The sequence below is a fragment of the Pseudomonas sp. NFACC10-1 genome (assembly GCF_900119195.1).
GTDB classification, from domain to species: Bacteria; Pseudomonadota; Gammaproteobacteria; order Pseudomonadales; family Pseudomonadaceae; genus Aquipseudomonas; species Aquipseudomonas cerasi.
Genome location: NZ_FPJB01000005.1, coordinates 181473 through 196423 on the forward strand (window position 1 = coordinate 181473; position 14951 = coordinate 196423).

General features: G+C 60.9%; 14 protein-coding genes. 8 read left to right on the forward strand and 6 right to left on the reverse strand.

All coding sequences use genetic code 11. The annotated features are described in order from the left end of the window. Positions 1-12: 12 nt before the first annotated feature. From mltB to lipA, 6 genes are all read left to right on the forward strand, one after another. A complete protein-coding gene (gene mltB / locus BT119_RS16050; RefSeq protein ID WP_002555333.1) occupies positions 13-1020 on the forward strand; it encodes a lytic murein transglycosylase B in 1008 nt (335 codons plus the stop codon). Continuing rightward, positions 1020-2048: a septal ring lytic transglycosylase RlpA family protein gene (locus BT119_RS16055; RefSeq protein ID WP_003431690.1), complete on the forward strand. Its 1029-nt coding sequence runs from the start codon at positions 1020-1022 to the stop codon at positions 2046-2048. Before mltB ends, BT119_RS16055 begins: the two co-directional genes overlap by 1 nt. 241 nt (positions 2049-2289) lie before the next feature. Beyond that, entirely contained in the window at positions 2290-3450 is a 1161-nt protein-coding gene (locus BT119_RS16060) for a D-alanyl-D-alanine carboxypeptidase family protein (RefSeq protein WP_003431689.1), read from the forward strand. 90 nt (positions 3451-3540) lie between these two features. Beyond that, the gene (locus BT119_RS16065; RefSeq protein ID WP_003368799.1) at positions 3541-3816 is read left to right on the forward strand and encodes a DUF493 domain-containing protein; all 276 of its coding nucleotides are present in this window, start codon (positions 3541-3543) and stop codon (positions 3814-3816) included. Continuing rightward, positions 3816-4472, forward strand: a complete 657-nt coding sequence (gene lipB, locus BT119_RS16070) for a lipoyl(octanoyl) transferase LipB (protein ID WP_003368798.1) — start codon at positions 3816-3818, stop codon at positions 4470-4472. The genes BT119_RS16065 and lipB overlap by 1 nt, the downstream gene beginning before the upstream one ends. Next, positions 4465-5472 carry a lipoyl synthase gene (lipA, locus tag BT119_RS16075; protein WP_002555327.1) on the forward strand — a complete coding sequence of 336 codons (1008 nt, stop codon included), beginning with the start codon at positions 4465-4467 and terminating at the stop codon, positions 5470-5472. Before lipB ends, lipA begins: the two co-directional genes overlap by 8 nt. Before the next feature lie 120 nt (positions 5473-5592). On the opposite strand, the gene BT119_RS16080 is transcribed toward lipA, so the two are convergent. From BT119_RS16080 to leuS, 5 genes are all read right to left on the reverse strand, one after another. Continuing rightward, the gene (locus BT119_RS16080) at positions 5593-6930 is read right to left on the reverse strand and encodes a lytic murein transglycosylase (RefSeq protein ID WP_003368797.1); all 1338 of its coding nucleotides are present in this window, start codon (positions 6928-6930) and stop codon (positions 5593-5595) included. A gap of 83 nt (positions 6931-7013) precedes the next feature. Further along, positions 7014-7169: an alternative ribosome rescue factor ArfA gene (arfA, locus tag BT119_RS16085; RefSeq protein ID WP_002555325.1), complete on the reverse strand. Its 156-nt coding sequence runs from the start codon at positions 7167-7169 to the stop codon at positions 7014-7016. A 262-nt stretch (positions 7170-7431) separates the two neighbouring features. Beyond that, the gene (gene holA, locus BT119_RS16090; protein ID WP_003368796.1) at positions 7432-8469 is read right to left on the reverse strand and encodes a DNA polymerase III subunit delta; all 1038 of its coding nucleotides are present in this window, start codon (positions 8467-8469) and stop codon (positions 7432-7434) included. Between the two features lie 39 nt (positions 8470-8508). Further along, complete coding sequence (gene lptE / locus BT119_RS16095) at positions 8509-9114, reverse strand: LPS-assembly lipoprotein LptE (RefSeq protein ID WP_003368795.1); 606 nt, start codon at positions 9112-9114, stop codon at positions 8509-8511. A gap of 89 nt (positions 9115-9203) precedes the next feature. Then, on the reverse strand, positions 9204-11810 hold the full coding sequence (gene leuS, locus BT119_RS16100) for a leucine--tRNA ligase (protein ID WP_072366324.1): 2607 nt from the start codon (positions 11808-11810) through the stop codon (positions 9204-9206). Between the two features lie 312 nt (positions 11811-12122). On the opposite strand from leuS, the gene BT119_RS16105 reads away from it, so the two are divergent. Both BT119_RS16105 and BT119_RS16110 read left to right on the forward strand, forming a co-directional pair. Next, a complete protein-coding gene (locus BT119_RS16105) occupies positions 12123-12464 on the forward strand; it encodes a hypothetical protein (RefSeq protein ID WP_058417074.1) in 342 nt (113 codons plus the stop codon). A gap of 113 nt (positions 12465-12577) precedes the next feature. Further along, a complete protein-coding gene (locus tag BT119_RS16110; RefSeq protein ID WP_003368792.1) occupies positions 12578-13348 on the forward strand; it encodes a YdcF family protein in 771 nt (256 codons plus the stop codon). Between the two features lie 66 nt (positions 13349-13414). On the opposite strand, the gene lnt is transcribed toward BT119_RS16110, so the two are convergent. Then, entirely contained in the window at positions 13415-14935 is a 1521-nt protein-coding gene (gene lnt / locus BT119_RS16115; protein WP_003368791.1) for an apolipoprotein N-acyltransferase, read from the reverse strand. Between the last annotated feature and the right edge of the window lie 16 nt (positions 14936-14951).

A 14951-nucleotide genomic window follows, 5' to 3' on the forward strand; every position in this document is an offset into this window, starting at 1 on the left:
GTGAACTATTCAATGCAAGCAATGCGTAACTGGGCTCGATATGCTCCGGTGGTCGGTCTGGTGGGCATCCTTGGCTCGGTGCAAGAGGCACTGGCGGGCGACTATGAAGGTTCGCCCCAAGTGGCGGAATTCGTCGGTGAACTGACCCGCGATCATGGTTTTGCCGGTGAGCAGTTGATGAGTCTGTTTCGGGAGGTCGAGCGCAAGCAGGCCATTCTCGATGCCATTTCCCGCCCGGCCGAACGGGTCAAACAGTGGAAAGAGTATCGGCCGATGTTCATCACCGACACGCGCATCGCTCGCGGTGTCGACTTCTGGCGTCAGCATGAGGCGGCCCTGGCGCGTGCCGAGCAGGAATACGGCGTGCCGGCGCAGATCATCGTGTCGATCATTGGTGTAGAAACCTTTTTCGGCCGCAATACCGGTAACTATCGGGTCATCGACGCATTGTCGACGCTTGGCTTCGATTACCCGCCACGCGCCCAGTTTTTCCGCAAGGAGTTGCGCGAGTTTCTGCTGCTGGCTCGCGAGCAGCAGGTCGATCCACTGACCCTCAAGGGCTCGTATGCCGGGGCAATGGGGCTGCCGCAGTTCATGCCGAGCAGTTTCCGTGCCTATGCAGTGGATTTCGACGGCGACGGCCACATCAATATCTGGACCGACCCGGACGATGCAATCGGCAGTGTCGCCAGCTATTTCAAACGTCATGGCTGGGTGGCCGGGCAGCCGGTGGTCAGTCGTGCCACGGCGCGTGGCGACCGGGTTGACGAGGGGTTGAGCCCTGCGCTTGATCCGGTAATGTCGGTCGGGGAGTTGCGACAGCTGGGCTGGGCGAGTCATGATGCGCTGCGCGACGATATGCCGGTGACGGCGTTTCGTCTGGAAGGCGACAATGGTCCTGAATACTGGCTGGGTTTGAACAATTTTTATGCAATTACCCGTTATAACCGCAGTGTGATGTACGCCATGGCCGTATATCAGCTGTCTGAATCGTTGGTTCAAGCTCGAGGCGTCAAGTAATGCGGGCATCGCCAATTCTTCAATCATTCAAGCTTCTGGCGCTGACCGGCCTGGCAGTGCTGGTTGCCAGCTGCTCGTCGCCGTCACGCACAACGTCGTCGCAGTCGCCAAAAGGCGGTGCAGTCGTGCGCTCGATGCCGGGGCTGGATATCAACCGGGCCCACAAGGACGGCGCGCCGTGGTGGGATGTGGATGTCTCGCGTATCCCTGATGCAACGCCGACCCTGCACACCGGGGCCTACAAGGCCAATCCGTACACCGTGCTGGGCAAGACCTACTTCCCCATGAGCGATGCCAAGCGTTACGTCGCTTCGGGCACCGCCTCCTGGTACGGCACCAAGTTCCATGGCCAGAACACCGCCAATGGCGAGGTGTACGACCTGTACGGCATGAGTGCCGCGCACAAGACCCTGCCGCTGCCCAGCTATGTCAAAGTGACCAACCTGGACAACAATCGTACGGTGATCCTGCGCGTCAACGATCGCGGGCCGTTCTATTCCGACCGTATCATCGACCTTTCGTATGCGGCCGCCAAAAAGCTCGGCTACGCCGAAACCGGCACTGCACGCGTCAAGGTAGAAGGGATCGACCCTCAGGAATGGTGGGCGCAACGTGGTCGTCCGGCGCCGCTGATGCTCAATCAGCCGCAGGTCGTTGCCCAGGCGACGCCGCCCGCGCTGTCCACTTCGACCGGCACCGTCGAGCAGTACACGCCACCCCCTCAGCAGCACGCCGCACCTGTCGTGCCGTTGCAGGTTGACGCAAAAAAAAACGCTTCAGGACAAGCCGCTGGGCTGTTTCTCCAGGTGGGAGCCTTCGCCAACCCGGACGCTGCGGAACTCCTGAGGTCGAAATTGAGCGGGATGGTTCGAGCGCCGGTGTTCGTCAGCTCGATAGCGCGCAATCAGCAAACGCTTTATCGAGTGCGGATGGGACCGATCGACACGCAGGGTGAAGCCCAGCAGCTGCAAAACAGCGTCAGGTCGGCCAATCTGGGTCAGCCGAGCGTAGTGACATCGGATCAGTAAGTTTTTTCGACAATCGTTCCCCGGCAGCAATGGGGGACGGTATGCAGTCGCAGGCGGCGCAGATTTGCTTTCAGGGCAAGCGTTGCAGGTAACTGCCCACAAGGTCGTGTGTCGAACAGGCGACTTTGTCAGCCAGGGTTACAGCCTGGCGCCACGAGCCGTACCGAGGCGTTTCGCTTCGCCGGTCTGTTCAGTTTTGCCCGCAAGGGCATGTTTGCCCATTAGGATTCTCGAGAGACGGATGAACATCACCACCTTTGCAAAACGTTTGTGCCTGCTTGTTCCACTGATTATCACCCCGACTGTGTGGGCGGCAGAGCAGATGACGCCTGCTGCACCGCAACTGGCGGCCAAGGCCTACGTGCTGATGGATGCGACCAGCGGCAACGTCCTGGTCGAGAACAACGGTGATCAGCGTCTGGCTCCTGCCAGTCTGACCAAGCTGATGACCGCCTACATCGCGACCCTGGAAATCCGTCGCGGCCAGATCGGCGAAAACGATCCGGTGACGATCAGTGAAAACGCCTGGCGCACAGGCGGTTCGCGGATGTTCATCAAGGTCGGCAGCCAGGTCACGGTCAGCGACCTGCTGCACGGCATCATCATTCAGTCGGGCAACGACGCCAGCGTCGCGATCTCCGAGCACATTGCCGGCAGCGAAGATGCCTTTGCCGACATGATGAACAAGACTGCTGCCGATCTGGGCATGACCAACAGCCACTTCATGAACCCGACCGGTCTGCCGAACCCTGAGCACTACTCGTCGGCTCACGACATGGCGATCCTGGCGCGCGCAATCATCCACGAAGACCCGGCTCACTATGCGATCTACTCGCAGAAGGAGTTCTTCTGGAACGGCATCAAGCAGCCTAACCGCAACCTGCTGCTGTGGCGCGACAAGACCGTTGACGGTCTGAAAACCGGCCACACCGATGAAGCCGGCTATTGCATGGTCTCTTCGGCAGTGCGTGACGGCATGCGTCTGATCGCCGTGGTGTTCGGCACCAACAGCGAACAGGCTCGTGCAGCTGAAACCCAGAAGCTGCTGACCTATGGCTTCCGTTTCTTCGAAACCCAGAACTTCTACCAGAAGGGCACTGAGCTGGCTCAGGCCACGGTCTGGAAAGGTACAGAGCGTCAGGTCAAGGCCGGTCTGGCTGAAGATCTGAGCATGACCATGCCAAAAGGCGACATGAAGAAGCTGTCTGCCAGCATGACCATGAACCCGCAACTGGTTGCGCCAATCGCCAAGGGCGACGTGATCGGCAAGGTCGAGGTCAAGAAAGACGATCAGGTGGTTCACACCGCCAATCTGATTGCCCTTGATGCGGTTGAGGAAGGTGGTATTTTCCGCCGCGTGTGGGATAGCATCCGCCTGTTCTTCTACGGCTTGTTCAACTGATCCAGTAACCAATGCCGACCTTCTCGCGGCCTGCTCATGATCTGAGCGGGCCGCGTGTCCGTCGTCACGGCTTGTGAGACCTTTACTGCCATGACCGATACCGACATCAAGTCGCACAAAATCGAATTTCCCTGCAATGACTATCCGATCAAGGTGATCGGTGACACCAGTGTGGGCTTTACGGCGGCCGTGATGGAAGTGCTTAAGAAGCACGCCACGGTCGACCTCAAGACGCTCGCCGAGCGGCAGAGCAGCAACGGCAAATACACCACTGTGCAATTGCACATTGTTGCTACCGGCGAAGACCAGTTGCGCGATATCAATAGTGCCTTGCGCGCTACGGGTTTCGTGCACATGGTGCTCTGATGGCGGGTACGCTGGGTTTTCGTGATCTGGGCCTGATCGATTACGAAACCGCCTGGCACGCCATGAAGCGCTTTACCGACGAGCGTGGCCGCGAGGCTGCCGATGAAGTCTGGCTGGTCCAGCATCCGCCGGTTTTCACCCAGGGACAGTCCGGCAAGCCCGAGCATTTGCTGCTGCCGGGTAATATTCCTGTCGTACAGGTCGATCGTGGCGGCCAAGTGACTTATCATGGCCCGGGCCAACTGGTGGCTTATCTGATGCTGGACGTCAGGCGCCTTGGTTTCGGTGTTCGTGATCTGGTCACCCGGATCGAGAACACCCTCATCGCCTTGCTCGCCGACTACGGCGTCAAGGCAGCAGCCAAGGCTGATGCCCCTGGCGTATACGTTGATGGCGCGAAAGTCGCGTCACTCGGTCTACGCATTCGCAACGGCTGTTCGTTTCATGGCCTGGCGTTGAACGTCGACATGGACCTTGAGCCGTTCCGTCGCATCAACCCTTGCGGATACGCGGGGCTGGCCATGACCCAACTGAGCGATCAGGCAGGGCAGATAGAATTTTCCGAGGTAAGTGCCCGACTGCGTGCGCAGCTCGTCAAACACCTCGACTACGCTGAGCAGGCGACCCTTACGGGCGGAATAAACCATTATGACTGACACCGTGCAAACCCTGATCCCGACGCTGGATGTTTCCGAGCGAGTGGCCCGTCCGAAAGTCGAAGCGGGCGTCAAGCTTCGCGGAGCGGAAAAGGTTGCGCGCATCCCGGTCAAGATCATCCCGACGGTAGATCTGCCGAAGAAGCCCGACTGGATTCGCGTGCGCATCCCGGTTTCTCCGGAAGTCGACCGCATCAAGCAATTGCTGCGCAAGCACAAGCTGCACAGCGTCTGTGAAGAGGCGTCCTGCCCCAACCTGGGCGAGTGCTTCTCCGGTGGCACTGCAACGTTCATGATCATGGGCGACATCTGCACCCGTCGCTGCCCGTTCTGTGACGTGGGCCACGGCCGTCCGAAGCCGCTCGACGTCAACGAACCGAAGAGCCTCGCCATCGCGATTGCCGACCTGCGCCTGAAGTACGTGGTCATCACCTCGGTGGACCGTGACGACTTGCGTGACGGCGGCGCTCAGCACTTCGCCGACTGCATCCGTGAAATCCGCCTGCTGTCGCCGGGCGTACAGCTCGAAACGCTGGTGCCGGATTACCGTGGCCGGATGGACGTTGCGCTGGAAATCACCGCCGCCGAGCCGCCGGATGTGTTCAACCACAACCTGGAAACCGTGCCGCGTCTGTACAAGGCTGCGCGTCCGGGTTCGGACTACCAGTGGTCGCTGACCCTGCTGCAGCGCTTCAAGCAGATGGTCCCGCACGTACCGACCAAGTCCGGTTTGATGTTGGGGCTGGGCGAGACTGACGAAGAGGTCATCGAGGTCATGCAGCGCATGCGTGAGCACGACATCGACATGCTCACTCTGGGCCAATACCTGCAGCCTTCGCGCAATCACTTGCCCGTGCAGCGCTTTGTCCACCCGGACACCTTTGCCTGGTTCGCCGAAGAAGGCTACAAGATGGGCTTCAAGAACGTCGCGTCCGGGCCACTGGTACGCTCTTCGTACCACGCCGACGAGCAGGCCAAGATCGCCAAGGCAATGCTCTGACAGCACGCTGCAAAAACAAGAAGGGCCAGGTAGCGATACCTGGCCCTTTTTGTTTGCGGTTGATTATCGTGCCAACGCTCCGCGTGGGCATGCCGTTCTGGACGCTCCGCGTCCTCCTGATTACTGCCCGACAGGCTTGCGCAGGTTCTCCAGCAACTCATGTGTCGGATAACCATCGGCTGGCCAGCCGAACGATTGCTGCGCACTGCGGATAGCCTTGCGTGTGTTAGCGCCGATAATGCCGTCTGGCGCGCCTGCGTCGTACTGGCGTGCCGAGAGCAGGGTTTGCAACTCAATGCGCTCTGAGCGGCTCAGCGGCAGGTCTCCGCGTGGCCAGCTGCCCACTACATAACCCGCGCCCTTGAAGCGATCGGAAAGCAGGCTGATCGCCAACGCGTAGGAGGTCGAGTTGTTGTACTTGAGAATCGCGCGGAAGTTGTCCAGCACCAGAAAGGCTGGCCCGCGATAACCGGCTGGCAACAACAAGGTGGCTTGCTGCTGACTGGCGGCGACCGGAATGGCTGAGCCGTCCGGTTGTTTCAGGCCCAGTTGCTGCCATTCAGCGAGACTCTTGCGGGTCGTCGAGTCGGCCAGCGAGTAATCGAATCCCGAGCCGAGCACCACTTCAAAGCCCCAGGGCTGACCACGCTGCCAGCCGGAGCTTTGCAGGTAGTGTGCGGTGGAGGCCAGGGCATCGGCAGGGGTGTTCCAGATATCGCGACGGCCATCGCCGTCAAAATCCACGGCATGGGTGTTGTAGGTGGTCGGGATGAACTGGGTCTGGCCCATCGCACCGGCCCACGAACCCAGCATCTTGTCCGGTGTGATGTCGCCATGCTGGATGATTTCCAGCGCGGCCAGCAATTGGCTCTGTGCAAAGCCGGGACGACGGCCTTCGTAGGCCAGTGTTGCCAGTGAGCGAATGACGGATTGCGTGCCCTGGAACGAGCCGAAGTTACTTTCCATGCCCCATACCGCGACCAGCGCCTGACGATCCACGCCGTACTGCTGCTCGATCTTCTGCAGGTCGTCGGCATACTGCGAAAGCAGCGCCTGACCCTTGCGCACACGTACGGCAGAGATGGCACCGTCGAGGTATTCCCAGACCGGGCGGCTGAATTCAGGCTGACTGCGGTCGGCCTTGACCACGCTCATGTCGGGGGTGACGCCGGCAAATGCCAGATCGAATACGTCCGCACGGATACCTGCCTTCAACGCCTGGGCACGAAAGCCGGCCTGCCATTCGCTGAAGCTGACGGCGGGCTGAATCGTGAGGTTGTCATCAACGACCAGCGCTGGCGTAGGCGCCACGGCAGGAGCGTTTGTCTGCACCTTGCTGGATTGAAGAGGCGTGGCATCGGCTGCAGTGGGTTTTTCTGCGCAGGCTACCAGGGCAACAAGACTGGAGGCAGCGATGAGTTGGCGCAGCTGCGGGCGATGGGTAAAACGAGAAGGCATGCTTGAGTCCAAGGGTATTACCGTTAGGTGCAGACCATAACACGGCTAAGCGGTTGAAAGCGCCCCGGAAATGTTGCTCGATATCAGGCTGCCATAAAGCAGGAAGCCTCCCAGCTTTTAGACTGGAAGGCTTCGCGGCGGTAGCTGCCTTTGCCCTTGGCGGGTTGTTCCTGACGACTGCGGAACAAGGGCTGGGCGATGATGGATTTGGCCTTGTTCGGCCGCTTTGGCTTGCTCATGGCGGGTGCTCCTGATGGGTGTTGTAAAGCGATGCAAATCATCGGGCAGAACGGCGCGTGTGTCTAATAGTCGTGTGCTATGACGCTGAGCACGTGATTGGCCGAGTGACTGTAGACCTGTGGGAGCGAGCTTGCTCGCGAAGGGGCATGAATAGAACCATCGCTTGATTATCGTGCCGATGCTCTGCGTCGGCATGCAGTTAGTGACGCTCCACGTCAAAAGAGGACGCAGAGCGTGGGAACGAGAGTCGACAACATCTGCCTACTCCGCAGGCAGTGCCAGCCGTTGCCCCGCCATCAGCAGCGCCAGCCTGCTCAGGCTGCTCCAGGGCGAGCCTGCTGCCTGGCCTTTGATCTGCGCATCGATGCGTTGCGCATCCATGAGCAACTGGCTCCAGCGTTTTGCCGAGTGGCGTTGCAGGGCTTTGCTCATCAGTGGCTTGCGCTTGTCCCAGATCGGCGGGCGTGCCGAGCTGAAGACCTTGTCCAGCGGCACGCCCTGACTGAACTGTTGCGACATATTGGCCAGGGCGCGCAGTTCGCGGGTCAATGCCCAGAGAATCACCGGCGTCTCGACCCCTTCGCCACGCAGGCCTTCGAGCATGCGCAGGGCATGGGCAGCTTCGCCATTGAGCACGGCATCGGTCAGGCCAAATACGTCGAAGCGTGCACTGTCGGCTACCGCCGCCTGCACAGTCTCGACGGTGATCTGGCCTTCTTCGGCCATCAGCTTGAGCTTTTCGATTTCCTGCGCGGCGGCCAGCAGGTTGCCTTCGACCCGGGCCGCGATCAGTTCGACAGCGTCCTGAGTCGCTGCCAGACCCGCCTGCGACAGGCGCTGGCGAATCCATTGCGGCAGTTGGCCGATGTCCACCGGCCAGATTTGCACGAACTGGGTTTGCGCACCCTCAACCAGAGCCTTGCCCCATTTGGTTTTCTGCGCACTGCCATCGAGCTTGGGCAGGCTGATCAGCAGAAGGGTGTCTTCGGCAGGTCTGGCGCAATATTCCATGAGCGCCGCAGCACCCTTGTCGCCGGGCTTGCCGGAGGGCAGACGCAACTCCAGGAGACGGCGTTCGGCAAACAGCGACATGCTGGCACCCGCCTGGAGCAATGTGCCCCAGTCGAAGCTGGCGTCGGCGCTGAACACCTGGCGCTCATCGAAGCCCTGCTGGCGTGCGGCCGCGCGAATGGCGTCAGCCGCTTCCTGACAGAGCAGCGGATCGTCACCGCTGATCACATAGACGGGCGCAAGTGTGCCTTGCAAGTGCTTGCCGAGTTGGGCGGGGGCGAGTTTCATGCGTCAGAGCGTCGGGGCCGGAAAGCCGGCCCCGAACACTTATCTGGCTGGAACTTCGACAGGCGACTGCTGAGGCGTCTCGTCGCGGATTCGCTGAGCAGCCTCGAGTGCGTCGGCTTCGGCCTTGGCAACCGCATCAGCCTTGGCCTGCAGCTCGTCCAGACGCGAAGGGGTCAGTTGCTGCAAGCGAGCCATCAGTTTCTGGATCAGGTCGTTGCGCATTTCCTGACGAACCTGAGAGGCTTCCTGGTCGGAACCGGTCAGGTTGTTGCCGTCGTGTACGTAGGAACGGTCTGCGGTGACTTTATCGCCAAGCAGGAAGCGATCCTTGTCGCCATGCACTTCATAGGTCAGGGTGGTGGTCAGCTGGTATTCAGCCGAGCGACCCGAGCCCGAGTAGCTGATGACCCGTTGAGTCTCGGCTTCGTTGGTCAGCATCAGCTTGTAAGGCGCGCCCGTGTAGACCTTGACGCCAGAGCTGGTCAGCAGGCGAGTGAGTTGCGTCACGGTGTCGCCGTAGGCGTTGCGGGCGCTGACATCCAGCTCCTTGATCGCCAGCTCGGTGGTGCCGGTGCCACGCAGATGGAAGCCACAGGCACTCAACAGAACAGCCAGGCCCATCACCAGCAAATTGCGTTTGATCATCTTGATGCTCCCCTTGAATCCGTTTGGGCCGCCAGTGCGTGCCCTGGAAATATGTTCGGCGCCCTGCGTTTGCCGGGCGCCCGATCCAATCAGCTTGCGACGATGTTGACCAGCTTGCCAGGCACGACGATCACCTTGCGAATGGTCAGGCCATCAGTGAAGCGCAATACGTTCTCGTTGACGCGTGCGGCCGCTTCGACTTCTTCGCGGCTGGCGCTGGCAGGCATCTCGATGTGACCGCGCAGCTTGCCGTTGACCTGAATCACCAGTTGCAGACTGTCCTGCACCAGTGCGTTTGCATCGAATGCAGGCCAGCCCGCGTCGATCACTGGCTCATTGTGGCCCAGTTGCTTCCACAGTTCGTGACTGATGTGTGGCGTGATAGGCGCCAGCAGCAGGGCGACGGTTTCCACGCCTTCCTGCATCAGTGCGCGATCCTGCGGTGTGTCCTGCGGGGCTTTTTCCAGCACGTTCATCAGCGTCATCACTTGCGCGACAGCGGTGTTGAATTTCTGGTTCTGGCCAATATCCTGGCTCGCCTGTTTGATCGCCTGATGAATCGCGCGGCGGATGGCTTTCTGCTCATCGGACAATGCCGCAACGTCCAGGCCGGTCGACGGGCCTTGAGCCACATGCGCCTGGGCCAGACGCCATACGCGACGCAGGAAACGATGCGAACCTTCGACGCCCGAGTCGGACCATTCCAGGCTCATGTCGGGCGGGGAGGCGAACATCATGAACAGGCGGCAGGTGTCGGCGCCGTACTGGTCGATCATGGTCTGCGGGTCGATGCCGTTTTTCTTCGACTTCGACATCTTTTCAGTGCCGCCGATTTCCACCGGCAGGCCATCGCTGGTCAATGTGGCGCTGATCACCTTGGCCTTGGCGTCTCTTTCGAGGGTCACATCGGCCGGGTTGATCCAGATCTTCTTGCCGCTGGTTTCCATGCGGAAGTAGGTTTCGGCGTTGACCATGCCCTGGGTGAGCAGGTTCTTGAACGGTTCGTTCGAGGTCACCAGGCCTTCGTCGCGCATCAGCTTGTGGAAGAAGCGCGCATAGAGCAGGTGCAGAATCGCGTGTTCGATACCACCGATGTACTGATCCACCGGCAGCCAGTGGTTGGCAGCGTTCGGCTCGACCAGACCACCCTCGTAATGAGGTGAGGCATAGCGTGCGTAGTACCACGAGGACTCGACGAAGGTGTCCATGGTGTCGGTTTCACGCTTGGCCGGTGCGCCGCATTTCGGGCAGCTGCACTCGTAGAACTCGGGCATGCGTGCCAGTGGCGAGCCAGCGCCGTCGGGCACGACGTCTTCCGGCAGGACAACCGGCAACTGGTCTTCCGGGACCGGCACGTCGCCGCAGGTGTCGCAATGCACGATAGGAATCGGGCAGCCCCAGTAACGCTGGCGGCTGATACCCCAGTCGCGCAGGCGGAACTGGGTACGGGACTGGCCCAGGGATTTCTTGACCAGTGCGGCTTCAATGGCGTCGAACGCGTCCTGGAAGGTCAGGCCGGTGAATTCGCCGGAATTGATCAGCTCGCCATGCTCGCCGTAGGCCGGCTGCCATGGGGCAGGTGTTTCGTCGCCGGCGCTGGTGCGGACCACGGGCTTGATCGGCAGACCGTACTGGGTGGCAAACTCGAAATCACGCTCGTCGTGCGCCGGTACAGCCATGACCGCGCCATCGCCGTAGTGCATCAGCACGTAGTTGGCGACCCACACCGGCAGTTTCTCGCCAGTCAGTGGATGCTCGACGAACAACGAAGTCGCCTGGCCTTTCTTTTCCTGCGTGGCAACGTCGGCTTCGGCAACGCTGCCACCCTTGCATTCATCGATGAACGCCTGCAGGGCTGGGTTGCCTTGCGCGGCCAGGGTTGCCAGCGGGTGTTCGGCCGCCACTGCGACGTAGGTCGCACCCATCAGGGTGTCAGGGCGGGTGGTGAAGACTTTCAGGGCACCGGCTTCGCCGATCGAGGCCTGGTCGTACGGAAACTGCACTTCCATGCCGCGCGAACGGCCGATCCAGTTGCGCTGCATGGTCTTGACCTGTTCAGGCCAGCCCGGCAGTTCGTCGAGGCTTTCCAGCAGCTCATCGGCGTACGCGGTGATCTTGAAATAGTACATCGGGATTTCGCGCTTTTCGATCAGCGCGCCGGAACGCCAGCCGCGGCCGTCGATGACCTGCTCGTTGGCCAGTACGGTCTGGTCGATCGGGTCCCAGTTCACGGTGCCGTTCTTGCGGTAGATCACACCCTTTTCGAACAGGCGAGTGAACAGCCATTGTTCCCAGCGGTAGTAATCAGGCTTGCAGGTGGTGACTTCGCGCGACCAGTCAACCGCCAGACCCAGGCTCTTGAGCTGGGTCTTCATGTAATCGATGTTTTCGTAGGTCCACTTGGCCGGCGCGACGTTGTTGTCGATGGCGGCGTTTTCAGCCGGCATGCCGAAAGCGTCCCAGCCCAGTGGTTGCAGAACATTCTTGCCCAGCATGCGCTGGTAGCGGGAGATCACGTCACCAATGGTGTAGTTGCGCACATGACCCATGTGCAGCTTGCCGCTCGGGTAAGGAAACATCGACAGGCAGTAGAAGGTGTCCTTGCCTGGCTGTTCACTGACTTCAAAAGACTTTTGCTCATCCCAGAACGTTTGGGCGGCGGCTTCGATTTCACGGGGCTGATAGAGTTCGTGCATGGCTACTTTTTACTAAGGATTAGTGACCCTTGACCTCTTCATTGCTTCGCCGAGTCAGGTCGGCACCGCGTGGCGGACATTTGCAACTGTCTGTGCGGTGCGTTCAGGCTCAAGAGCGCGGAAGTGGAATTACAGGAAGCGCAGTAGCATACATGAGGGCCGTCTATCGAGGGAAACCCTGATTGCGTCCCTTGCGGGCTCAACGCCCGGCCGGCAACCTCATCTGGCCGTTGGTCGTAGTCCCCTACCGGTTCTTGCAGCAGCGCTAAGCTCAAACGCGAGGGTGATGATTATCTTCGATGAGGTGAGTGGATGACAGAGTTGCAGCATGTTGCAAGCCTGACCAGGCTGTATGAGCGTCTGATCGATCGTCTCGGACTGGCACTCGAGACGGCGAGTACCTCGGTCCGGCTCCGAAACGAGTCGCCTGCCGAGCTTGAGCTCAAGGGGTTGAGCCATGCCGAGTTCCGGTTGATCGAAGCCTATCTCGAAAAGGGCAACGGGGACGCAGGCGCAGTTGTCGTCGACATGCCTGCGGGCAGCGCTCTGGCGGCTGCGGAGCATGGCAGGTCGCCCCGTGCGTCAGCCACCATCGTGTGGCTGAAAGATCGGCGACGAGCCAGGGCGTCAGTGCGGCTGGGCCGTAACACTTAGGCATTGCCTGCCTGCACGCGGGCCAAGGGCCTGGCCATTTCGGGCTTCCTGCTTCTGGCATTGTCGCGTGTCTGTAAACATTCTAGGCTGCGGGCACTCATGGAGATGTCCCGATGCCCTTGCGCTACCTGCTCAAAACCCTTCTTTTGCCGCCCGGTATTCTGTTTGTCCTGCTGATTCTTGGCTGGTGGCTGCGTCGCTCCCGGCCACGACTGGCGACGGTATCCTTTGCGGTCGGCCTCGGCGGGTTGTGGCTGATGAGCCTGCCGGTCGCCGTAGAGTTCGCAGCGCGTAAACTTGAGCAGATCCCGCCCTTGCCGCAACAGCAATGGGCGACGCTGGCGCAGCAGGCCGACGCCATTGTGGTGCTGGGCAATGGGCGCGAGCGCAATTCGCCGACCTGGGGTGCAGACACGCCCACCGGTCTTGGACTGGAGCGCCTGCGTCTGGCGGCTCGATTGGCGAAAGAATCCGGACTGCCGATATTGACCTCCGGCGGCCTGCATTTTGACCAGCCGCCCAGCGAGGCGGCGATCATGGCGCAGTCACTGCAGGACGATTTTGCTGTGACGGTGCGCTGGCAGGAGGGGCTGAGTCGCACCACGTGGGAAAACGCGACCATGAGCGCCGCAGTTCTGCAGCCGCAAGGCATCAAGCGCGTGGTGCTGGTGACTCAGGCCTGGCACATGCCGCGGGCACGCTGGAGCTTCGAGCAGGCGGGCTTTACTGTGGTGAGTGCGCCGGTCGGCTATCTGGGTGTCGACAACGCTCGGCCTTTTGGCGGCTGGCTGCCTGAAAGTCGCGTGTTCACGCAGAGCGGGATGCTGCTCAATGAAGCCGCAGGCTTGCTGGTTTATCCGTGGATCTATCGGAAGGGGCAATGATCATTTGAAGCAATGGCCATCTGAAGCCGATTCCACCTGCAGGCAGATGAAACCGGCTTGGTGCAGTCAGACGGTCTTGGAAATCCGTGCCGCCATCAACGCCCAGCCAAACAGCAGCAGGCAGACAATCGCCAGCGGCCACGAGCGCCAGTGCAGATAAGGCGTGAGTTCATGCATGGGCACCACTTCGCCGTACAGCACGCCGCGTTCGAACTGCGGAATCTGCTCGGTGATCTTGCCAAACGGGTCGATCAGCGCGGTCACGCCATTGTTGGTTGCCCGGATCATCCAGCGGCCTGCTTCAAGGGCGCGCATCTGGGCCATCTGCAAGTGTTGCAGAGGGCCGATCGAGGTGCCGAACCAGGTGTCGTTGCTGACCGTCAGCAGCAGGTCGCTTTGCGCCGACAGGCCTGCGGCGAACTCTGGATAGACCACTTCGTAGCAGATGAACGGCGCGATGTGATAACCCTTGGCCTGCAATAACGCCTGATCGTTCGGCCCGCGCGCGAAGTCCGACATTGGCAGGTCGAAGAAGGAAATCAGCCCGCGCAGCAGGTCCTGCAGCGGCACGTACTCACCGAACGGCACCAGCTTCTGCTTGTAGTAGGTGCCGTCACCCTGGCCCGTGACCGTGATGCCGTTGTAATAACGATACTCACCGCGCCCGGTCGGTTCACGCACCGGTACGCCGGTGATCAGCGCAGCGCCGCGGTCCGAAGCGAACTTGCCCATCATCGACAGATAGCCTTCTGCGCTTTCCTTGAGCACCGGCACGGCGGTTTCCGGCCAGACGATCAGGTCTGCCTGCTGCGAGCGGAAGGTCATGTCGCGGTACAGCGCCAGCTGATCGTTAAGCTTTTGCGGGTCCCACTTCATGCTTTGTTCGACGTTGCCCTGCATCGCCGCGACTTTCAGTGGCGCGCCGGACGGCGATGTCCAGGCGTGACCCTTGAGGGCCAGGCCTGTCACCCACGGGGCCAGCAACAGCACCACGCCCATGGCCAGAAACGATTTGCGTGCACGCAGGCGGTGCAGGTTGCACAACAGTGCAGCAGTCAGCGCCAGCGAGAACGAAATCAGCCATACGCCGCCGACGGGGGCAAGCCCGGCCAGTGGGCCGTCGAGCTGACTGTAGCCGGAGTAGAGCCACGGGAAACCAGTGAGAAACCAGCCGCGAAACGCTTCCTGCCATAGCCATAGCGCTGCGAAGGCCAGCGCATCGGCCAGCGGTGCTTCATTGCGACGCAGCCAGCGCGCCCAGACCCAGGCGGGCAGGGCGAAGAACAGGGCAATGGCGGCGATGAACAACAGCATCAACAGCCCGGCCAATAGCACGGAAGCGCCGCCGTAGGTGTGAATGCTGACGTAGATCCAGCTGGTGCCGGCGCCGTACAGACCGAAGCCATAGCACCAGCCACGGGCCAGTGCCTGGCGCGGGTTCAGGTCGCGCAGGCCCAGATAGAACATCGCCACTGCGACCAGCACAAGAGGCCAGAGGTCAAAGGGCGCCAGGGCCAGGGTCGTGAGCCCGCCAGCCGCCAGGGCCAGCAGGTTACCGGGCCAGCCGGGGCGGGTTATCCAGCGCATGTAGATTCCTTAAAGC

Coding starts and splice junctions, on each gene's coding strand:
- BT119_RS16080 (WP_003368797.1), bottom strand. CDS start 6,930: ATGCCTTCTCGTTTTACCCATCGCCCGCAGCTGCGCCAACTCATCGCT.
- BT119_RS16110 (WP_003368792.1), top strand. CDS start 12,578: ATGCCCTTGCGCTACCTGCTCAAAACCCTTCTTTTGCCGCCCGGTATT.
- lnt (WP_003368791.1), bottom strand. CDS start 14,935: ATGCGCTGGATAACCCGCCCCGGCTGGCCCGGTAACCTGCTGGCCCTG.
- lipB (WP_003368798.1), top strand. CDS start 3,816: ATGGCGGGTACGCTGGGTTTTCGTGATCTGGGCCTGATCGATTACGAA.
- BT119_RS16105 (WP_058417074.1), top strand. CDS start 12,123: ATGACAGAGTTGCAGCATGTTGCAAGCCTGACCAGGCTGTATGAGCGT.
- BT119_RS16060 (WP_003431689.1), top strand. CDS start 2,290: ATGAACATCACCACCTTTGCAAAACGTTTGTGCCTGCTTGTTCCACTG.
- BT119_RS16065 (WP_003368799.1), top strand. CDS start 3,541: ATGACCGATACCGACATCAAGTCGCACAAAATCGAATTTCCCTGCAAT.
- arfA (WP_002555325.1), bottom strand. CDS start 7,169: ATGAGCAAGCCAAAGCGGCCGAACAAGGCCAAATCCATCATCGCCCAG.
- BT119_RS16055 (WP_003431690.1), top strand. CDS start 1,020: ATGCGGGCATCGCCAATTCTTCAATCATTCAAGCTTCTGGCGCTGACC.
- mltB (WP_002555333.1), top strand. CDS start 13: ATGCAAGCAATGCGTAACTGGGCTCGATATGCTCCGGTGGTCGGTCTG.
- lptE (WP_003368795.1), bottom strand. CDS start 9,114: ATGATCAAACGCAATTTGCTGGTGATGGGCCTGGCTGTTCTGTTGAGT.
- holA (WP_003368796.1), bottom strand. CDS start 8,469: ATGAAACTCGCCCCCGCCCAACTCGGCAAGCACTTGCAAGGCACACTT.
- leuS (WP_072366324.1), bottom strand. CDS start 11,810: ATGCACGAACTCTATCAGCCCCGTGAAATCGAAGCCGCCGCCCAAACG.
- lipA (WP_002555327.1), top strand. CDS start 4,465: ATGACTGACACCGTGCAAACCCTGATCCCGACGCTGGATGTTTCCGAG.